Origin of the sequence: Chitinophaga sp. CC14 (assembly GCF_048957795.1) — a bacterium.
GTDB lineage: Bacteria > Bacteroidota > Bacteroidia > Chitinophagales > Chitinophagaceae > Chitinophaga > Chitinophaga ginsengisegetis.
This window is the reverse complement of the sequence record NZ_JARBFY010000001.1, coordinates 1716199-1732897: the sequence shown is the minus strand read 5'-3', so window position 1 is coordinate 1732897 and position 16699 is coordinate 1716199. Positions and strand designations below refer to the sequence as shown.

At 46.1% G+C, this 16699-nt stretch carries 16 protein-coding genes; 9 read left to right on the top strand and 7 right to left on the bottom strand.

Features of this window, described 5'->3' with window-relative positions:
• Window positions 1-142 precede the first annotated feature (142 nt).
• The 7 genes from PV783_RS07290 to PV783_RS07260 form a co-directional block, all read right to left on the bottom strand.
• The gene (locus PV783_RS07290; protein ID WP_420987530.1) at window positions 143-799 is read right to left on the bottom strand and encodes a 3-oxoacid CoA-transferase subunit B; all 657 of its coding nucleotides are present in this window, start codon (window positions 797-799) and stop codon (window positions 143-145) included.
• A 36-nt stretch (window positions 800-835) separates the two neighbouring features.
• Entirely contained in the window at window positions 836-1528 is a 693-nt protein-coding gene (locus PV783_RS07285) for a CoA transferase subunit A (RefSeq protein WP_420987529.1), read from the bottom strand.
• 18 nt (window positions 1529-1546) lie between these two features.
• Complete coding sequence (locus PV783_RS07280; RefSeq protein ID WP_168771243.1) at window positions 1547-2029, bottom strand: DUF4296 domain-containing protein; 483 nt, start codon at window positions 2027-2029, stop codon at window positions 1547-1549.
• Between the two features lie 14 nt (window positions 2030-2043).
• Window positions 2044-2973, bottom strand: a complete 930-nt coding sequence (locus PV783_RS07275) for a DUF4835 family protein (RefSeq protein ID WP_079469387.1) — start codon at window positions 2971-2973, stop codon at window positions 2044-2046.
• Window positions 2966-4186, bottom strand: coding sequence for a bifunctional phosphopantothenoylcysteine decarboxylase/phosphopantothenate--cysteine ligase CoaBC (gene coaBC, locus PV783_RS07270; protein ID WP_336387439.1), 1221 nt, complete (start codon window positions 4184-4186; stop codon window positions 2966-2968). The genes PV783_RS07275 and coaBC overlap by 8 nt, the downstream gene beginning before the upstream one ends.
• Window positions 4187-4288: 102 nt before the next feature.
• Window positions 4289-4630 (bottom strand): DNA-directed RNA polymerase subunit omega, encoded by a 342-nt coding sequence (locus PV783_RS07265; RefSeq protein ID WP_079469388.1) that lies wholly within the window; start codon window positions 4628-4630, stop codon window positions 4289-4291.
• Window positions 4599-5429 carry an outer membrane protein assembly factor BamD gene (locus tag PV783_RS07260; protein ID WP_370909310.1) on the bottom strand — a complete coding sequence of 277 codons (831 nt, stop codon included), beginning with the start codon at window positions 5427-5429 and terminating at the stop codon, window positions 4599-4601. The genes PV783_RS07265 and PV783_RS07260 overlap by 32 nt, the downstream gene beginning before the upstream one ends.
• Before the next feature lie 497 nt (window positions 5430-5926).
• On the opposite strand from PV783_RS07260, the gene mraZ reads away from it, so the two are divergent.
• From mraZ to murG, 9 genes are all read left to right on the top strand, one after another.
• The gene (gene mraZ / locus PV783_RS07255; protein ID WP_079469390.1) at window positions 5927-6394 is read left to right on the top strand and encodes a division/cell wall cluster transcriptional repressor MraZ; all 468 of its coding nucleotides are present in this window, start codon (window positions 5927-5929) and stop codon (window positions 6392-6394) included.
• Window positions 6395-6406: 12 nt separating this feature from the next.
• Entirely contained in the window at window positions 6407-7318 is a 912-nt protein-coding gene (rsmH, locus tag PV783_RS07250) for a 16S rRNA (cytosine(1402)-N(4))-methyltransferase RsmH (RefSeq protein ID WP_079469391.1), read from the top strand.
• Between the two features lie 100 nt (window positions 7319-7418).
• Complete coding sequence (locus PV783_RS07245) at window positions 7419-7796, top strand: FtsL-like putative cell division protein (protein ID WP_235015907.1); 378 nt, start codon at window positions 7419-7421, stop codon at window positions 7794-7796.
• A 239-nt stretch (window positions 7797-8035) separates the two neighbouring features.
• Window positions 8036-10114, top strand: coding sequence for a penicillin-binding protein (locus PV783_RS07240; RefSeq protein WP_235015929.1), 2079 nt, complete (start codon window positions 8036-8038; stop codon window positions 10112-10114).
• Complete coding sequence (locus tag PV783_RS07235) at window positions 10115-11581, top strand: UDP-N-acetylmuramoyl-L-alanyl-D-glutamate--2,6-diaminopimelate ligase (RefSeq protein ID WP_079469393.1); 1467 nt, start codon at window positions 10115-10117, stop codon at window positions 11579-11581.
• An 88-nt stretch (window positions 11582-11669) separates the two neighbouring features.
• The gene (gene mraY, locus PV783_RS07230; RefSeq protein ID WP_420987528.1) at window positions 11670-12929 is read left to right on the top strand and encodes a phospho-N-acetylmuramoyl-pentapeptide-transferase; all 1260 of its coding nucleotides are present in this window, start codon (window positions 11670-11672) and stop codon (window positions 12927-12929) included.
• Window positions 12930-12953: 24 nt separating this feature from the next.
• Complete coding sequence (gene murD / locus PV783_RS07225) at window positions 12954-14294, top strand: UDP-N-acetylmuramoyl-L-alanine--D-glutamate ligase (RefSeq protein ID WP_079469395.1); 1341 nt, start codon at window positions 12954-12956, stop codon at window positions 14292-14294.
• Between the two features lie 64 nt (window positions 14295-14358).
• Entirely contained in the window at window positions 14359-15555 is a 1197-nt protein-coding gene (locus PV783_RS07220) for an FtsW/RodA/SpoVE family cell cycle protein (RefSeq protein ID WP_420987527.1), read from the top strand.
• Window positions 15556-15593: 38 nt separating this feature from the next.
• Window positions 15594-16685: an undecaprenyldiphospho-muramoylpentapeptide beta-N-acetylglucosaminyltransferase gene (gene murG / locus PV783_RS07215; protein WP_420987526.1), complete on the top strand. Its 1092-nt coding sequence runs from the start codon at window positions 15594-15596 to the stop codon at window positions 16683-16685.
• Window positions 16686-16699 lie beyond the last annotated feature (14 nt).

Here is a 16699-nt window from a genome sequence, read left to right as displayed (position 1 = left end):
AAACGAGATTAACAATTTAAGCATGCTAAATTATAAATATTTAAATTAATTACATATTATAAAAACGACTTTTTTACCAAAAAATAAAAATGCCCTGCTTCCGGGAAAGCAGGGCACGGTGACGTATATACGAATGTTGCTGTTAAATATTCATCTCCGGAATATCACCTTCAATGATCAGTTTCCCGGCAGTTTTAGCGCGGATCTCTTCTACCGTAACACCAGGCGCACGTTCGAGGAGCTTAAATCCTTCGGGCGTTATATCCAGCACAGCGAGTTCCGTAACGATTTTCTTTACACAGTTAACGCCGGTAAGCGGTAATGTACATGCAGGCAACAGTTTACTTTCTCCTTTGGGATTGGTATGCATCATGGCCACAATGATGTTCCTTGCAGAAGCCACCAGGTCCATTGCGCCACCCATGCCTTTCACCATTTTCCCGGGAATTTTCCAGTTGGCGATATCACCGGTATCGGATACTTCCATCGCGCCCAGTACCGTAAGATCTACCTTACCGGCGCGGATCATACCAAAGCTTTCTGCGGAATCAAAGAAGCTGCCACCGGGCAGCAGGGTAACGGTTTCCTTTCCTGCATTGATCAGGTCAGCATCAATATCTTCCGCAGCAGGATACGGTCCCATACCGAGTATCCCGTTTTCAGACTGCAGCATAATAGAAATTCCGGCAGGGATGTAATTGGATACCAGCGTAGGAATACCAATACCGAGGTTTACGTACATACCGTCCTGCAGTTCCTGCGCAATTCTTTTGGCAATACCATATTTATCGAGAGGCATAAAATATCAGATTTGAAGAGTGGAGAATTGGATGAACTAGATCTTTACCGTTCTGCGTTCGATCCGTTTTTCATAGTTGCCGCCTTTGAAAATGCGGCGCACATAAATACCCGGCACATGTATCTGGTCGGGGTCCAGCTCTCCGGGTTGCACCAGTTCCTCTACTTCAGCAATGGTGATTTGTCCTGCCCGGGCCATTGAGGTACTGAAATTCCGGGTGGTTTTACGGAATACGAGGTTCCCCAGTGTATCTCCCTTCCACGCTTTTACGATAGCGTAATCGGCGTGCAGCGCCAGTTCCATCAGGTGAGGCTTGCCGTCAAACACCCGCACTTCTTTTCCTTCAGCGATCTCTGTTCCATAACCGGCTGGTGTAAAAAAAGCAGGAATGCCCATGCCTGCCATCTGGATGCGTGTGGCCAGCGTTCCCTGGGGAATGAGGTCTACTTCCAGCTCTCCGGCCAGCAGCTGTCTTTCAAATTCTGCATTTTCACCTACGTAGGAAGACATCATTTTTCTGATCTGCCTGGTTTTGAGCAACAGGCCAAGACCAAAATCATCCACACCTGCATTATTGGAAATACAGGTAAGATCTTTCACCCCTTTTTTTACCAGGGCGGTAATACAATTCTCGGGAATTCCACACAAGCCAAACCCTCCCAGCATCAGTACCGCTCCATCCCGGATATCTTGTATGGCTTCGTCGGCATTTGCTACTACTTTGTTCATGTTTTGGTGTTTTATAGATTAGGGCTGCCGCTTGATAAAAGGCCGGGTTGTATCGGTCTTCGGCAGCAATAGCACGCTGTCTGCATAAGGGAAAATGCTTTTCATACGAAACCGGAGCGGCGCATTTTCATCAATCGGATTGGGCAACCGCTGTTTCCTGGAAGCAATATCTGTTTGTACCATCTGAAAAACTTCCTTCAGCCTGTTGGGATGACTTTCATAATACCGGTAGCTTTCCATGAATTCCTTAACGGTTACTTTATGCAGGTCCAGTATCTGTTTGTAATAGATCTTTACTTTTTCCTGTCTGAGGGAATCAAAGTTGGGCGTATAAGTAACCTGCATTTGTTGTTCATTGCTGTAGGCATCTGCAATAGACATATCTACCAGGATACCTGTCATACGTTCTTTTGAAATATATTTACGCGGCACCTGGTCACTGTTGGCACAGGCGACCAAAAATACCACTAACAAAGCCAGGGAGGCGTATTTCATCATCATATTCATCATAGCTGTTACTTCATCTGTTGATACTTCTGCGCATTGGGTACATCCATCTGCGAAAGCAATTCCGCTGCACGGCTTTTCTCCTGTGGCGTGGCACGGGAGAATATTTTCAATAACTCCTCTCCTTTGGAAAGGAAAAAAGTTTGCATCAGCATGGAATTGGGGATATCCTGGTGGATGGCATAAAGCATGTTCAGGCAGTTCAGGATGGCTGCACGGCCTTTTATTACATCATCATACATCAGGTCCAGTCCCTGCCGGTGATACTGGTACATCACATCATGAAACCGGAGGAATTTTGCATTGAGAAGATTATCCTGTAACCAGTAGCGGTTACGGTTTCCTTCAAAAGCCTTCCAACCGGAAATTTCTTTCCCATCCGGCGCATTATTTACAATATTAAGCGCTTTCTTAAAATATACATCTCCGCCCCGTGGGGAAAAGGAATCATAATCGAGCCCCAGGATGATATTAACGTAATAGGCCAGGATAGCGGTTAAGTTGGAGTTCAGCGGATCATTTCCCACCACCCTGGTATCGCTGAATTCCAGCTGTTGGAATTCCACATACCGGAACACTACGTTGGGGTCCTGGATATTGAGCAGGCTGGTTACATAACTGGCATTGTATACGGGTCTGGTGGCCTGTATGGTCAGGGATGCCTTGTAGCTGTCGTTCCCGGAAGTACCGGTGATATTCAGCAAAAAGTTACATTCTATCCGTTCTGCCGGTGTAAAGGCATCATTTGCCCAATGCCGGTTATTAAGGAAATCCCGGATAGAATTCTGCAGGGTAGTAAATATTTTCTTGTCCACTCCCTGTATCTGTTGGGCAACGACAGATACGTTGGCCCTTATTTCCTGGGCTTTCACAGCGGGGGAGCAGAATAGTAAGAAGGCGCCTGCAAGCAGCAGGAACAACGGGAAACGATTATGCATGTTGCAATTCGATTATAGCGGAAACAATATCCTGGGCCACGGCCTGTTTGGATTTGAGAGGGAAACTGCGTTCATTCCCGTTTTTGTCAAACAGGGTTACTTTATTGGTATCATAGTTAAAGCCTGCACCTGTATCTGCCAGTGAATTCATCACGATCAGGTCCAGGTTTTTGTCGCGCAGTTTTTTCAGCGCATATTCTTTTTCGTTGTTTGTTTCCAGGGAGAATCCTACCAGCAGTTGCTGTGGACCTTTGTTATCACCCAATGAGCGGAGTATATCAGGTGTTTTTTCGAGATCGATATGTAACTGTGCTTCCCCTTTTTTGATCTTTTTGTCGGCCACATTTGCCGGGCGGTAATCAGCTACGGCGGCGGCGGCTACTACTATCCCGGCGGCGGGGTAGCGGGTGGTTACGGCATCAAACATTTCCTGGGCGGTTTGCACATGGGTGACGGTGATACCGGGATGGGTTGTTTTCTGCGAAGTGGGGCCGAGTACCAGCTGTACATTGGCGCCGGCATCTGCCAGGGCCTCCGCAATGGCAATTCCCATTTTGCCGCTGGAGTGGTTGCTGATGTAGCGAACCGGGTCAATATGTTCGATGGTGGGGCCGGCTGTAACGATGGCAGTGGTGCCGTTCAGTGCCTTTTTTCCGTTTTTCTGCTGAAAATGCTGTTGCAGGAAGGTCAAAATCTGTTCTGGTTCTGCCATGCGGCCTTCCCCGAAGAGGCCACTTGCCAGTTCCCCGGATTCTACGGGGATCTGCTGATGACCAAAGGAGATGAGTTTATCCACATTGCTGCGGGTGGCCGGATGATGCCACATGTCTTCATCCATTGCAGGGGCAAAGAGTACCGGGCAGGTGGCGGAGAGGTATACGGCCAGCAGGAGGTTGTCGCACAACCCCAGGGCCATTTTGGCGAGGGTATTGGCAGAAGCGGGAGCGATGAGCATTACATCTGCCCAGCGGCCCAGCATCACATGATTATTCCAGCTGTTGTGGTCACTGATATTGAGGGGAACCTCGTTTTTAGAGAGGGTGGCCAGGGTGAGGGGGGTAATAAAGCCGGCGGCGGCGGTGGTCATAACCACTTTCACTTCAGCTCCTTCCTTTACCAGCAGGCGTATGAGGGTAGCAGCCTTATAGGCAGCGATGCTGCCGCTCACTCCGAGCAGGATCTTTTTTCCTTGTAGCATTTTGATAGCGTCCATGGACATATATAAAAACAAAAGCGGCAGAAATCATTCTGCCGCCATGAAATTAATATTTTTATTTTTCGCAATCACGCACCTCACAAAATAATGTGTGGCGGATTAGCTAAACAAATCGTCGTCGTTCTTGCGGAAATAAATTTTGCTGTCCAGGAACTCCTGTGTAGCCTGGATTGCCGGATTTGCCAGTCTTTCATAAAAACGGGAAATCTCAATCTGCTCCTTATTCTCGTGCACTTCTTCGAGGTTGTCAGTATGACTGGCAAACTCTTCCAGTTTGGAATGGAGCTCCTCTTTCACGGAAATATTGATCTGATTGGCGCGTTTGGCTATTACGGCAATAGACTCATATAAATTACCAGTTCTGTTCTTAATGTCGGTAGTGTTTTTGGTTTCTACCCAGGGATTAAGGCTACTGGTTAGACTTCGCTTTAATTTGCTCATTATCCAGTGTTTTTATGTTGTTTTGTGCTAAGGTATAAAATTTTTCGGCATCAGGCTTTAATTTGCTGTTCGGGTAGTGATCCGCGAAGTCCAGGTATTCGTCGAGAACCGTTGCGTAGCGCTCCTTTTGTCTCTCCGGGATACTGTTTTTAGCATAATTATAGTAAGATCTGATGGCCATTACTTTGTAACTGTCGCTTTTGTCAGAGTCGGGGTAGTTGCGCATCAGGTTTTTGAAAGCAATACCGGCGGCTTTGAAGAAGCCCAGGTTATAATATAATTCTGCGCTGGAAAACTCTTTCTTTTCCAGCTTGCGTCTGCACAACTCGATTACCAGGTTGGCTTCCGACACTTTATCCGCCGTAGGGTAGTTATTAATGAAGGTTTGCATAGCAGCAATGGCCTTCATGGTATTGGTTTGATCCAGTGATACCTTTGGCGACTGCTTATAGTAGCAATATGCCTGCATATAATCTATTTCTACCGCTCTGGGGCTGTTCGGGAACAGGTCCAGGTAATTTTTGAACTGGAAAGCTGCCTGAACGTAGTCCTTAACATAGTAAGAGCAATATGCGAAATTGTAATACATGGGCTCAAACTTCTCTGTTCCCTTGTATACCTGAACCAGGTCGGTATAGAGTGTTATTGCCGTATTGTATTTTTTCTTCTGGAACAGCTGATTTGCGTAGTCCAACTTCTTTTCAAAGTTGTTGCTTTTTTCTATTCTCCGTAACTGGTTGTTACAGGAGGTAGTTACGACAACCGCAAGAACACTGATGTACAATAAAAATTTCCGCATAAAAGAGTGGCAAAATTAAGAATTAAATGTAAATGTAAGGCAGAGAGATTTTGATTGCTGTTAAAATTTTGCAAAAGAGGGAATTAAATCGCCGAAAGGGGAGTTTTCCACCACCGCCGGGGTTGCTGACATTTTTCCCACCCGGATGTGGAAAATTGGATTTTAAGAGACAAAAAGCGGCAGAAAAAGCCTCAGATTATAAAAAAATTCCACGCATAAGCATTTCTCCGTACCATTTTCCCACCCGCTATCCCATTCGGGAATGTCTCACTCCGTGGGCATCTGCAAGATATGAACATGAAATTAACACTTATTCACACGTTATTCACACGTATTATTGTTTAATACACCATAAAGGTGCATAAATGGTAGCAAAAGGGCTATGATGCAGGCGCTTGCATCTGTGGAAAAAATTTATAAAGTATTTTTTCGTTAAAAAGTGGGAAAAAGTGTTATTTTGTGTTGAAAAAGGATTTTCAAGGACTTTGCCCCATGGTATGACAGGATTTCTCGGTGAATATGAATCGACGCTGGACGCAAAAGGACGCTTTCTGTTACCTGCCGGGTTTAAAAAGCAGTTAACAGACGGGGCCGGAGGACAGTTTGTGATTAACCGAGGGTTTGAAAAATGCTTGTCCCTGTATCCCATGAACGAATGGCAGCCTATTTTCGAGCGTATCAGCAAGTTGAATGACTTTGATCCAAAAGTAAGGGAATTCAGGCGGTACTTCTTAAACGGGGCCACTATTCTGGAGTTAGACAGTGCAGGAAGACTGCTGGTACCGAAAAACCTGCTGTCGTACGCCAATCTGGAAAAAGATATTGTGCTGGCAGCAGCATCCAATAAAATCGAGATCTGGGATAAAGGTAAATACCAGGAGTTCTTTGAAAATTTCTCACCAGGGGCGTTCAGTGATCTGGCACAACAGGTAATGGGAGGAGGAGATAACAACATATCAATTTAAAGAGGGGAGCATATGGGCGAACAACAATATCATTTACCCGTTCTGCTGCAGGAAACGACGGAGCTGTTACAGATAAATCCCGATGGGATCTATGTAGACGCTACGTTTGGAGGCGGAGGACATTCGAGAGCCATACTGGAGAAACTGGGTGAAAAAGGACGGCTGATAGTGTTTGATCAGGATGAAGATGCTTACCGAAACAGGATTATAGACGAACGTGTCACTTTTGTACAACAAAACTTCCGTCATCTGCAACGCTTTCTGAAATTACATAAAGCAGACCAGGTAGACGGCGTGCTGGCGGATCTGGGCGTTTCATCGCACCAGTTCGATACAGCAGAAAGAGGATTCAGTATCCGCTTTGATGGCGACCTGGATATGCGGATGGATACAAGAACAGAATTTACTGCCGCCCAATTGCTGGCTACATGGGGAGAAGCAAGGTTACAACTGATTTTCCAGGAATACGGAGAAGTAACCAACGCGAAAACCCTCGCCCAAACAATTGTAAAGCAGCGCAAAACACACCCCATGCGCACCATCACAGAATTCAAATCCGTGATCCAGCCCATCGTAAAAGGTAACCCGCAAAAGTACCTGGCACAGGTTTTCCAGGCTTTGCGTATAGCCGTTAATGATGAACTGGGCGCTCTGAAAGATTTACTGGAACAAGCTGCCAATGTGCTGAAACCAGGAGGACGACTCGCCGTCATCACCTTCCACTCGCTGGAAGACAGGATGGTGAAAAATTTTATGAAGACTGGAAGTTTTGAAGAAGCACCGGAAGATCCGTTTGCAAAAGAAACACCCCCTAAATTGTTCAGATTAATCACAAAAAAACCGGTTACCGCCAGTGATGCAGAATTGAAACTTAATGGAAGATCCAGAAGTGCAAAACTGCGGGTGGCCGAAAAACAAGCGTGACGCGGCTATAAACCGCCCACCACATCCTACCCTATCCTATACACACCCGTTTTGAGTTGCGTTCAGGTTTATATTGTCAATTTTTAAAAAGGCATAGAGCGTGTTGCAGGAAGAAGATATAGATACAATCCAGGAAAGTCCGGCTGAAGTAAATACCCTTCCCCCGGAGCAACGTAAAGAATGGCGTTTGCGCATCAACTACAGAGCGTTGGTGCAAAACATGCCCTTTATCGGTTTCCTTTCCCTCCTGGCTTTAATCTATATCGCCAACAGTCACCTCGCTGAAAAAAAGATCCGGCGCATTAACAAACTAGGCAAAGAAATTAAAGAGCTGAAGTGGGAGTATATCAACGTGAAAAGTGAGCTCATGTTTCGAAGCAAAATGAGTGAAGTCAGCAAGTCAGTAGAGCCGCTGGGCCTTAAACAACTCAGCTCCCCTCCACAAAAGATTGTGCTGAAAAAGGAAACAGAAAAATGAATTTAATATTGATGCCTGACGCTGCCCGCCTGACCCATAACTCAGGTCGGGGATGCTGGTAAATCAAATCAATGGCAAGCATCTCAATTATAAATGCAGCCAGTGTCAGGTATCTTCTTATAAGTTATCAGCCTTTAGCCATCAGCTATCTGCCCCGGGGTAAATAACTGACAGCTAAAGGCTAAAAACTAAAATGCTAATACAACATCGTGGATGTAAAAAAGGACATATTGTGGAGAGTGTATCTGTGCCTTATCGGCATGGCGCTGTTCGGCGTCGCCATCCTGGTGAAAGTGTTCTATATCCAAAACGTACAGGGCAACTACTGGCGCAGTATGGCCGATAGCCTGCACACCGGCTACGTGGCACTGGACGCAGAAAGAGGCACTATCTACTCGGAGGAAGGCAGGATGCTGTCGACCTCCATCCCTTATTTCGACATCCGGATAGACTTTGCAGCAGACGGCCTGCGGGATAAAAACGGACTGGTGTTCAAGGAAAACGTTGACTCACTGTCTTACCGTCTCTCCCAGATATTCACCGACCGCAGCAAAGCCGCCTGGAAACAACAGTTACAGGAAGGATATAAATCAAAGGACCGTTACTTTTTACTTAAAAGAGACGTACCCTTTAATCAATACCAGGAATTACGCAGCTTCCCGATGTTTCGCCTCGGCAAAAACAAAGGCGGCATGATCGCTGAATCCAAAAGTAAGCGCATCAACCCCTTTAAACTGCTCGCCAACAGAACCATCGGACTGGCACGCGAAAATTCACAAAGCGTAGGTCTGGAAAGAACCTACAACGAATACCTGAAAGGCGTTACCGGTAAAAGACTGATGCGCCGCATCGCAGGAGGTACCTATGTACCTGTAGACGGTTACGATATTGAACCCGAAAACGGTCGTGATGTAGTAACCACCATCGATGTAAACATGCAGGATATCGTGGAAACAGCCCTCATGAACATGATGGTGCAGAATGAAGCCGATCACGGCACCTGCATTCTCATGGAAGTGAAAACAGGTAAAATAAAAGCCATTGCCAACCTCGGCAAACAACCCGATGGCAACGGCTACTGGGAAGATATGAACTACGCACTGCAGGTAGGGGAACCCGGTTCCACCTTTAAACTGGCTACCGTAATTGCAGTGCTGGAAGATAAATACGCCACCATGAACTCTATGGTAAACATGGATGGTGGCCGCTGGCAGGTAGGCCGCAGAACCGTATTCGATTCTGAACCTCACCCGGGCCCGCAAAATGTAACGATCAAACACGCATTTGAACTCAGCTCAAATGTAGGTATGGCAAAACTGGCCTACCAGTTCTATAACCGGCAACCTAACAAATTCGTGGGCCATCTGAAAAGATTAAGGCTCGACCAGTTTTCCGGTATAGACCTCATAGGCGAAGGAAGACCGGTGATTAAAACCACCGCTTCCAAAACATGGAGCGCCACATCCCTGCCCTGGATGGCATTCGGATATGAAGTGCTTATCAGCCCGCTGCAAACGTGCATGCTGTACAATGCAGTGGCTAACAACGGTAAAATGATGAAACCCTACCTCGTCAACTCCATACAGGAATATGGCCAGGTAGTAAAACAGTTTGAGCCTACCGTACTGCTGGACAGCATCTGCTCACAAGGCACGCTGAAACAGGTACAGGCCATGCTGGAAGGTGTGCCGATAGATGGTACCGCTAAAAAGCTGCGCAGCCAGTTTTACACCTTCGCAGGCAAAACCGGTACCGCACTCGTGGCCAACGGCAACCGCGGGTATGCAGATAAAATCTACCAGTCGTCATTCGCCGGTTATTTCCCGGCAAATGATCCGCAGTACACCTGCGTGGTGGTAATAAAAAATAAACCGCATGCATTGCACTTTTACGGTGCAGGCGTTGCGGGTCCTGTGTTTAGAGAGGTGGCAGATAAATTATATGCTATCGCGGTGGAAAGACAAAAACCCATGCAGGCAACCATGCAACTGGATACCCTGCTGTCACTGAAAAATGGCAAAGGCAGTGAATGGAAACAAATCCTGGGTAAACTGCAGCTGCCCATCGGCAATGCCCCCGCTAACAACAGCTGGGTAAGCGCTAAGGTGACAGACCGCAAAATTGCCTTCCAGCAGGTAGCACAAACAAAAGGCGCAGTGCCCGATGTTACCGGAATGGGCCTTAAAGACGCCCTGTACCTGCTCGAAAACGCCGGATTACGGGTAGTGATAAAAGGCGCCGGTAAAGTGAAAATGCAGTCACTCCCCGGCGGAACTAAAATTGGAAACGAACAAACAATCGTAATAGAACTGAGCTAGATGAAGACGCTGCGAGACATATTGTATAATGTAAGCATCCTGGCGGTGCATGGTAATACAGATATTACCATTCATGCACTCGCCATTGATTCCAGGTCCATCGGATCCGGAGATGCTTTCATTGCAGTGAAAGGCGTACACACAGACGGACACGTGTACATTGAAAAAGCAATTGCGTTGGGCGCCGCAGCAGTGATCTGTGAAACATTACCCGAACAACTGGCAGAAAATGTTTGCTATGTACAGGTAAGCAACAGCGCTGTCAGCAGCGGTATCATGGCAGGCAACTTCTATGATAACCCTTCTCATAAAATACAACTGGTAGGCGTTACCGGTACCAACGGAAAAACAACCATCGCTACCCTGCTGTTCCGGTTGTTTACCAAACTGGGATATCACTGTGGATTATTATCCACCGTACAAAATCAGATAGGCGATACCGTTATACCGGCCACACATACCACACCCGATCCCATTAATCTGAACGCCCTGCTGGCGCAGATGGTGGAAGACGGCTGCCTGTATGTGTTTATGGAAGTAAGCTCCCATGCTATTCACCAGCAACGTATTGCCGGGTTAAAATTCGCGGGAGGCATCTTCAGTAATATCACTCACGACCACCTGGATTATCACAAAACTTTTGATGAATATATCCGGGTAAAGAAATCATTCTTTGACAACCTGCCCTCCTCCGCTTTTGCGCTCACTAACCTGGACGACAAAAGAGGAACAGTAATGCTGCAGAATACGAAAGCCACAAAAGCAACGTACAGCCTGCGCACACTGGCAGATTTTAAAGGAAAGATCCTGGAAAACAATCTCACCGGACTGGTGATGCTGGTAGGAGATACAGAAGTGCATTTCCGGCTCATCGGTGAGTTCAATGCCTACAACCTGCTGGCCGTTTACGGCGCAGCGGTATTGCTGGGTATAGATAAAGCCAAAACATTACAGGCGCTCAGTGATACTTCCGGTGCAGAAGGCAGGTTTGATTATATCATTTCCGATAAAGAACAGATCATCGCTATAGTTGACTACGCACATACGCCCGATGCATTGAAAAATGTACTGGCTACCATCAAAAACCTGCGTAAAGGCAATGAACAGGTGATCACAGTAGTAGGCTGCGGCGGCGACAGGGATACCACCAAACGCCCTGTAATGGGAGATGTAGCAGTGGAAAACAGCGATCGCGTAATCCTTACCTCTGATAATCCCCGCTCGGAAGATCCGGCGGAAATTATCCGGGAAATGGAAGCAGGCGTGCCTGTTCACCTGAAAAAGAAAGTTATTTCAATTACCGACAGGAAAGAAGCCATTAAAACGGCGCTGTCGCTCGCCAACCGGGAAGACATCATCCTGGTGGCAGGTAAAGGACATGAAAAATACCAGGAAATAAAAGGCGTTAAACATCACTTCGATGATAAAGAAGTGCTGCTGGACCTGATGAAAACCCTGGAGAAATAAACTAAAACTGAAGATAGATACTTAATAATCCAATGACTTAAAAGCCTGTACTCCCCGGACAGCGGAAGGTGGGTTACGACTAAAACATATGTTATATTATTTTTTAAATTACCTGAAAACAGAATTTAAGATCAGCGTCATCGGCGGTGGTATGTTTCAGTATATCACTTTCCGTGTAACGATGGCATTACTGCTGTCGCTGGTTATTTCTTTGCTGTTCGGTAAAAGGATTATTAGATTTCTCCAGAAAAAACAAATCGGCGAAACTATCCGTGAACTGGGCCTTCAGGGAGAAAATACCAAAAAAGGAACCCCTACGATGGGTGGACTCATCATCTTATCTGCCATCGTAATTCCCACTTTACTCTTTGCACAGCTGGCTAATGTATATATCTGGCTGATCCTGTTATCTACCGTATGGTTAGGACTGATCGGCTTCCTGGATGATTATATCAAAGTATTTAAAAAGAATAAAGAAGGACTGGCAGGACGTTTCAAGATCATGGGACAGGTTGGACTTGGTTTGATTGTTGGCTGTACACTTTATTTTAATACCGATGTGGTGGTATCCCGTGAAGTAATGGGTGCAAAACCACTGGCGCCTTATGAAAGACAGGTGACTAACCACCCGGAGCGTGTAACCCGCGACGGACACCGCTTTGTGGATGTTAAAACACCCATCACCACTATTCCGTTTGTAAAAAACCATGAGTTCAATTATTCCAAACTGATCTCCTGGATCCCGGGCGCAGAAAAGTATACGTTCGTACTCTATATCCTGGTGGTGATCTTTATTATTACCGCCGTATCCAACGGCGCTAATCTTACGGATGGCTTGGATGGACTGGCAACGGGCGTTTCGGGCATCATTGGAATAGGGCTCGGTATCTTTGCATATGTATCCGGTAACATCCAGTTTGCGGAGTACCTGAACATTATGTACATCCCGAATCTCGGGGAGCTGTCTATTTTCATTGCCGCCTTTGTAGGCGGATGTATCGGTTTCCTCTGGTACAATGCTTATCCGGCGCAGGTTTTCATGGGCGATACTGGTAGTCTCGCCCTGGGTGGTATCATTGCTTCGCTGGCAATTATTGTGCGGAAAGAATTACTGATCCCCATCTTCTGCGGCGTATTCCTGGTGGAATCGCTGTCGGTGATGTTACAGGTATCTTACTTCAAATACACTAAAAAGAAATATGGTGAAGGCAGACGCATTCTGAAAATGTCGCCGCTGCATCACCACTATCAGAAAATCGGTTATCACGAAAGTAAAATATCAGTGCGCTTCTGGATCGTGACCATTATGTGCGTGGTAGTAGCTATTGCAACATTGAAAATGAGATAAAACTAACTAAGGAGACTAAACGAAATGAAATATAAACTCGTCATATTAGGAGCAGGAGAAAGTGGAATAGGTGCGGCTTTGCTGGGAAAACAGCAAGGGTATGATGTATTTGTATCTGACGGAGGGATAATAAAAGATAATTATAAACAGGAACTGGCGGTAAACCAGATCTCTTTTGAAGAAGGACATCATTCCTGGGATATCATACTGGATGCAAACGAAATCGTTAAAAGCCCCGGTATCCCTGAGAAATCGGAACTGATGAAAAAGGTACGCGAAAAAGGCATACCCGTAATTTCTGAGATAGAGCTGGCCTACCGTTTCTCGACAGGTAAAAAGATCATTGCCATCACCGGCAGCAACGGCAAAAGCACCACTACGGCCCTCACCTATCACATCTTTAAAAACGCAGGTTTGGATGTGGCGATGGTAGGCAATATTGGCGTGAGCTATGCCAGGCAGGTGGCAACCGCACCGGCGGAGTATTATGTGATTGAAATCAGCAGCTTCCAGCTGGATGACATTAAGGACTTCAAACCCAATGTGGCCATCCTGCTGAACATTACGCCTGATCACCTGGATCGCTACGACTATAACATGGAAAATTACGTAGCCTCCAAATTCAGAATTGCCATGAACCAGACAGCTGAAGACTACTTCATCTACTGCATGGATGATCCTGAGATCATGCGACATTTAGCGCAGCAACCCATTTATTCAGCATCAATACCTTTTACCATCATGAAACCACTGAAAGAAGGCGGCTCTATTGCCAACGACCAGTTGCACATAGATGTCAACGGAGAACCGGTTATCATGTCAATGTATGACCTGTCATTAAAGGGAAAACACAATTTGTATAATTCAATGGCAGCAGCAATTGCAGGCAGGACCATGGATATAAGAAATGAAAAAATCCGCGAAAGCCTTGCGTCGTTCGAAAGCCTCGAACACCGCATGGAATATGTGACAACGGTTAGAGGCGTGGATTTTATTAACGATAGCAAAGCCACCAATGTAAACTCCGTTTGGTTTGCATTGGAAAGTTTTGACAAGCCCATTGTACTGATCATGGGCGGCGTGGATAAAGGCAACGACTACGATGCCATCCGCGACCTCGTGAAGGAAAAGGTAAAAGCAATTATTTGTATGGGTGTGGACAACACCCCCATCTTTGCTGCGTTATCAAAAGACACACCGGTGATGATTAACACCACCAGTATGCACGACGCAGTACAGGAAGCATTTAAACAGGCCACAAAAGGAGACATCGTTTTATTGTCGCCCGCATGTGCCAGCTTCGACCTCTTTAAAAATTATGAAGACCGTGGCAGGAAGTTTAAGGAAGAAGTGAAAGCACTGTAACAGGTGTTGATGAACAGGATAAAGGGTTACATCTTAAAAAATAAATGAAAGCAAAACGCAGTTAATGATGGGATTGCTCTATAGAACAAAAGGCGACAAGGTTATCTGGACGGTAGTACTTTTTCTATCGCTGGTAAGCCTGCTTGCTGTATATAGCGCTACCGGCTCACTCGCTTACCGGGAAAGGGGCGGCCATACGGAGTACTATCTCCTGAAGCAGCTCACGGTATTGGTGATGGGGCTGGTGATCATCTATTTTGCGCACCGCGTAAACTATACTATTTATTCACGCGTGGCACAAATAGGATTCCTGGTATCCATACCATTGCTGATGTATACACTGGCCTTTGGTTCCAATATCAATGAAGCCAGCAGGTGGATCAAGCTGCCAATCATTAACCTTACTTTTCAAACATCCGATGTGGCGAAACTCGCCATATTCATGTATGTAAGCAGGCAGTTATCAAGACGGCAGAACCTGATCAATGATTTCAAAAAAGGATTTCTGCCCATCATTATACCGGTTGGCATCATCTGCGCACTGATCATGCCTGCCAATATGAGTACCGCCCTTTTACTGGGCGCCAGCTGTATGCTCCTTTGCTTTATAGGCAGGGTGCCCATCAGGTTCCTGGCGTCTATGGTGGCAGTAGGCGCTGTAATGGTAGTGCTGCTCTTTGGAATAGCCAAATTAACCGGCATGGAGATGCGTACAAAAACATGGGAAAAACGTATCGACAACTTCATTCACGGTGATCATACAGAAACGCCTTACCAGGTGCAACAGGCCAACATCGCCATCGCTGGTGGTGGTATTTTAGGAAAAGGCCCCGGCAACAGTACACAACGTAACTTCCTGCCACACGCCTATTCCGATTATATCTATGCCACTATTATAGAAGAATATGGCATGTTTGGCGCCTTCCTGATACTGGCAGCTTATATGATTTTATTATTGAGAAGTATCCGGATCTATAAAAGATGTCCTTATGCTTTCGGTGCATTCCTGGCAGTAGGACTCAGTGTAACACTGGTAATACAGGCATTAACCAATATGGCGGTAAACGTACAGCTGTTCCCGGTTACAGGGCTGCCGCTTCCTTTGGTAAGTATGGGTGGTTCCTCTGTGTTATTTACCAGTATGGCTATCGGAATTATATTAAGTGTATCGCGGAACGTAGAAGAGATGGAAGGTAAACAGGCAGAAAAAGAGCGTTTGGAAAGAGTTATTGCGCAATCGGAAACCGCTGCAGTCGCTTAATACGTATTTATAACAATAACTGTAATCAGGAATAGAACATGCAACGCAAAGTGATCATAGCAGGCGGCGGTACCGGGGGACACATCTTCCCGGCGATAGCGATCGCAAATGCGTTGAAAAAAATAGAGCCGGACATCAACATCCTTTTTGTGGGCGCCACCGGGAAAATGGAGATGGAGAAAGTGCCGCAGGCGGGTTATCCGATCGAAGGACTGGAAATAGCCGGTTTTAATCGCAGTAATATTTTCAAAAATATCCTGCTGCCTTTTAAAATATGGAAAAGCCTGCGTCGCGCAAAGGCCATCCTGCAAGGTTTTCAGCCTGATGTGGTAGTGGGTGTAGGCGGATATGCGAGTTTTCCAATGCTGAACAGGGCGCAGAAAAACGGTACGCCTACCCTGATACAGGAACAAAATTCCTTTGCGGGGAAAACGAATAAAATACTGGGCAGGAAAGCGAAAAAGATCTGTGTGGCATACGATGGTATGGAGAAATTTTTTCCGTCCGAAAAACTGGTAATGACCGGCAATCCTGTGAGGAACAGTATTTCACAGTCGGCCGTAACACGGGAAGATGCCTTGCAGCATTTCGGACTGAGTACAGCCAAGCAAACCATCTTCGCCGTAGGAGGCAGTTTGGGAGCTAAATCTATCAACGAAGGATTACAACCACTGTTAAGAGAAATAGTGGACAGGGATATACAGCTGATCTGGCAAACAGGGAAGCCTTATTATGAAACAGCGAAAGCTGTTGCAGCACCGTATGGATCGCATATTAAAGTATACGATTTCATCAACGTGATGGACTTTGCCTATAAAGCGGCAGATGTAGTGTTATCAAGGGCCGGCGCACTGGCGATCGCGGAATTGTGTGTGGTGAAAAAGCCGGTGATATTTGTGCCTTACCCGTTTGCGGCAGAAGATCATCAAACATCCAACGCCATGAACCTGGTAAACAAACAGGCGGGCCTGATCATTAAAGACGACCAGGTACAGTCACAACTGGGTACTGTGCTATTCAGCCTTTTGCAAAACAAAGCGCTGATGGAACAACTGGAAAGCAATATCGGCAAACTGGGTAATCCACATGCAGATGTAACTATTGCCAACCAGGTATTAGGAATTATTTAAAAGAGATTTTTTTA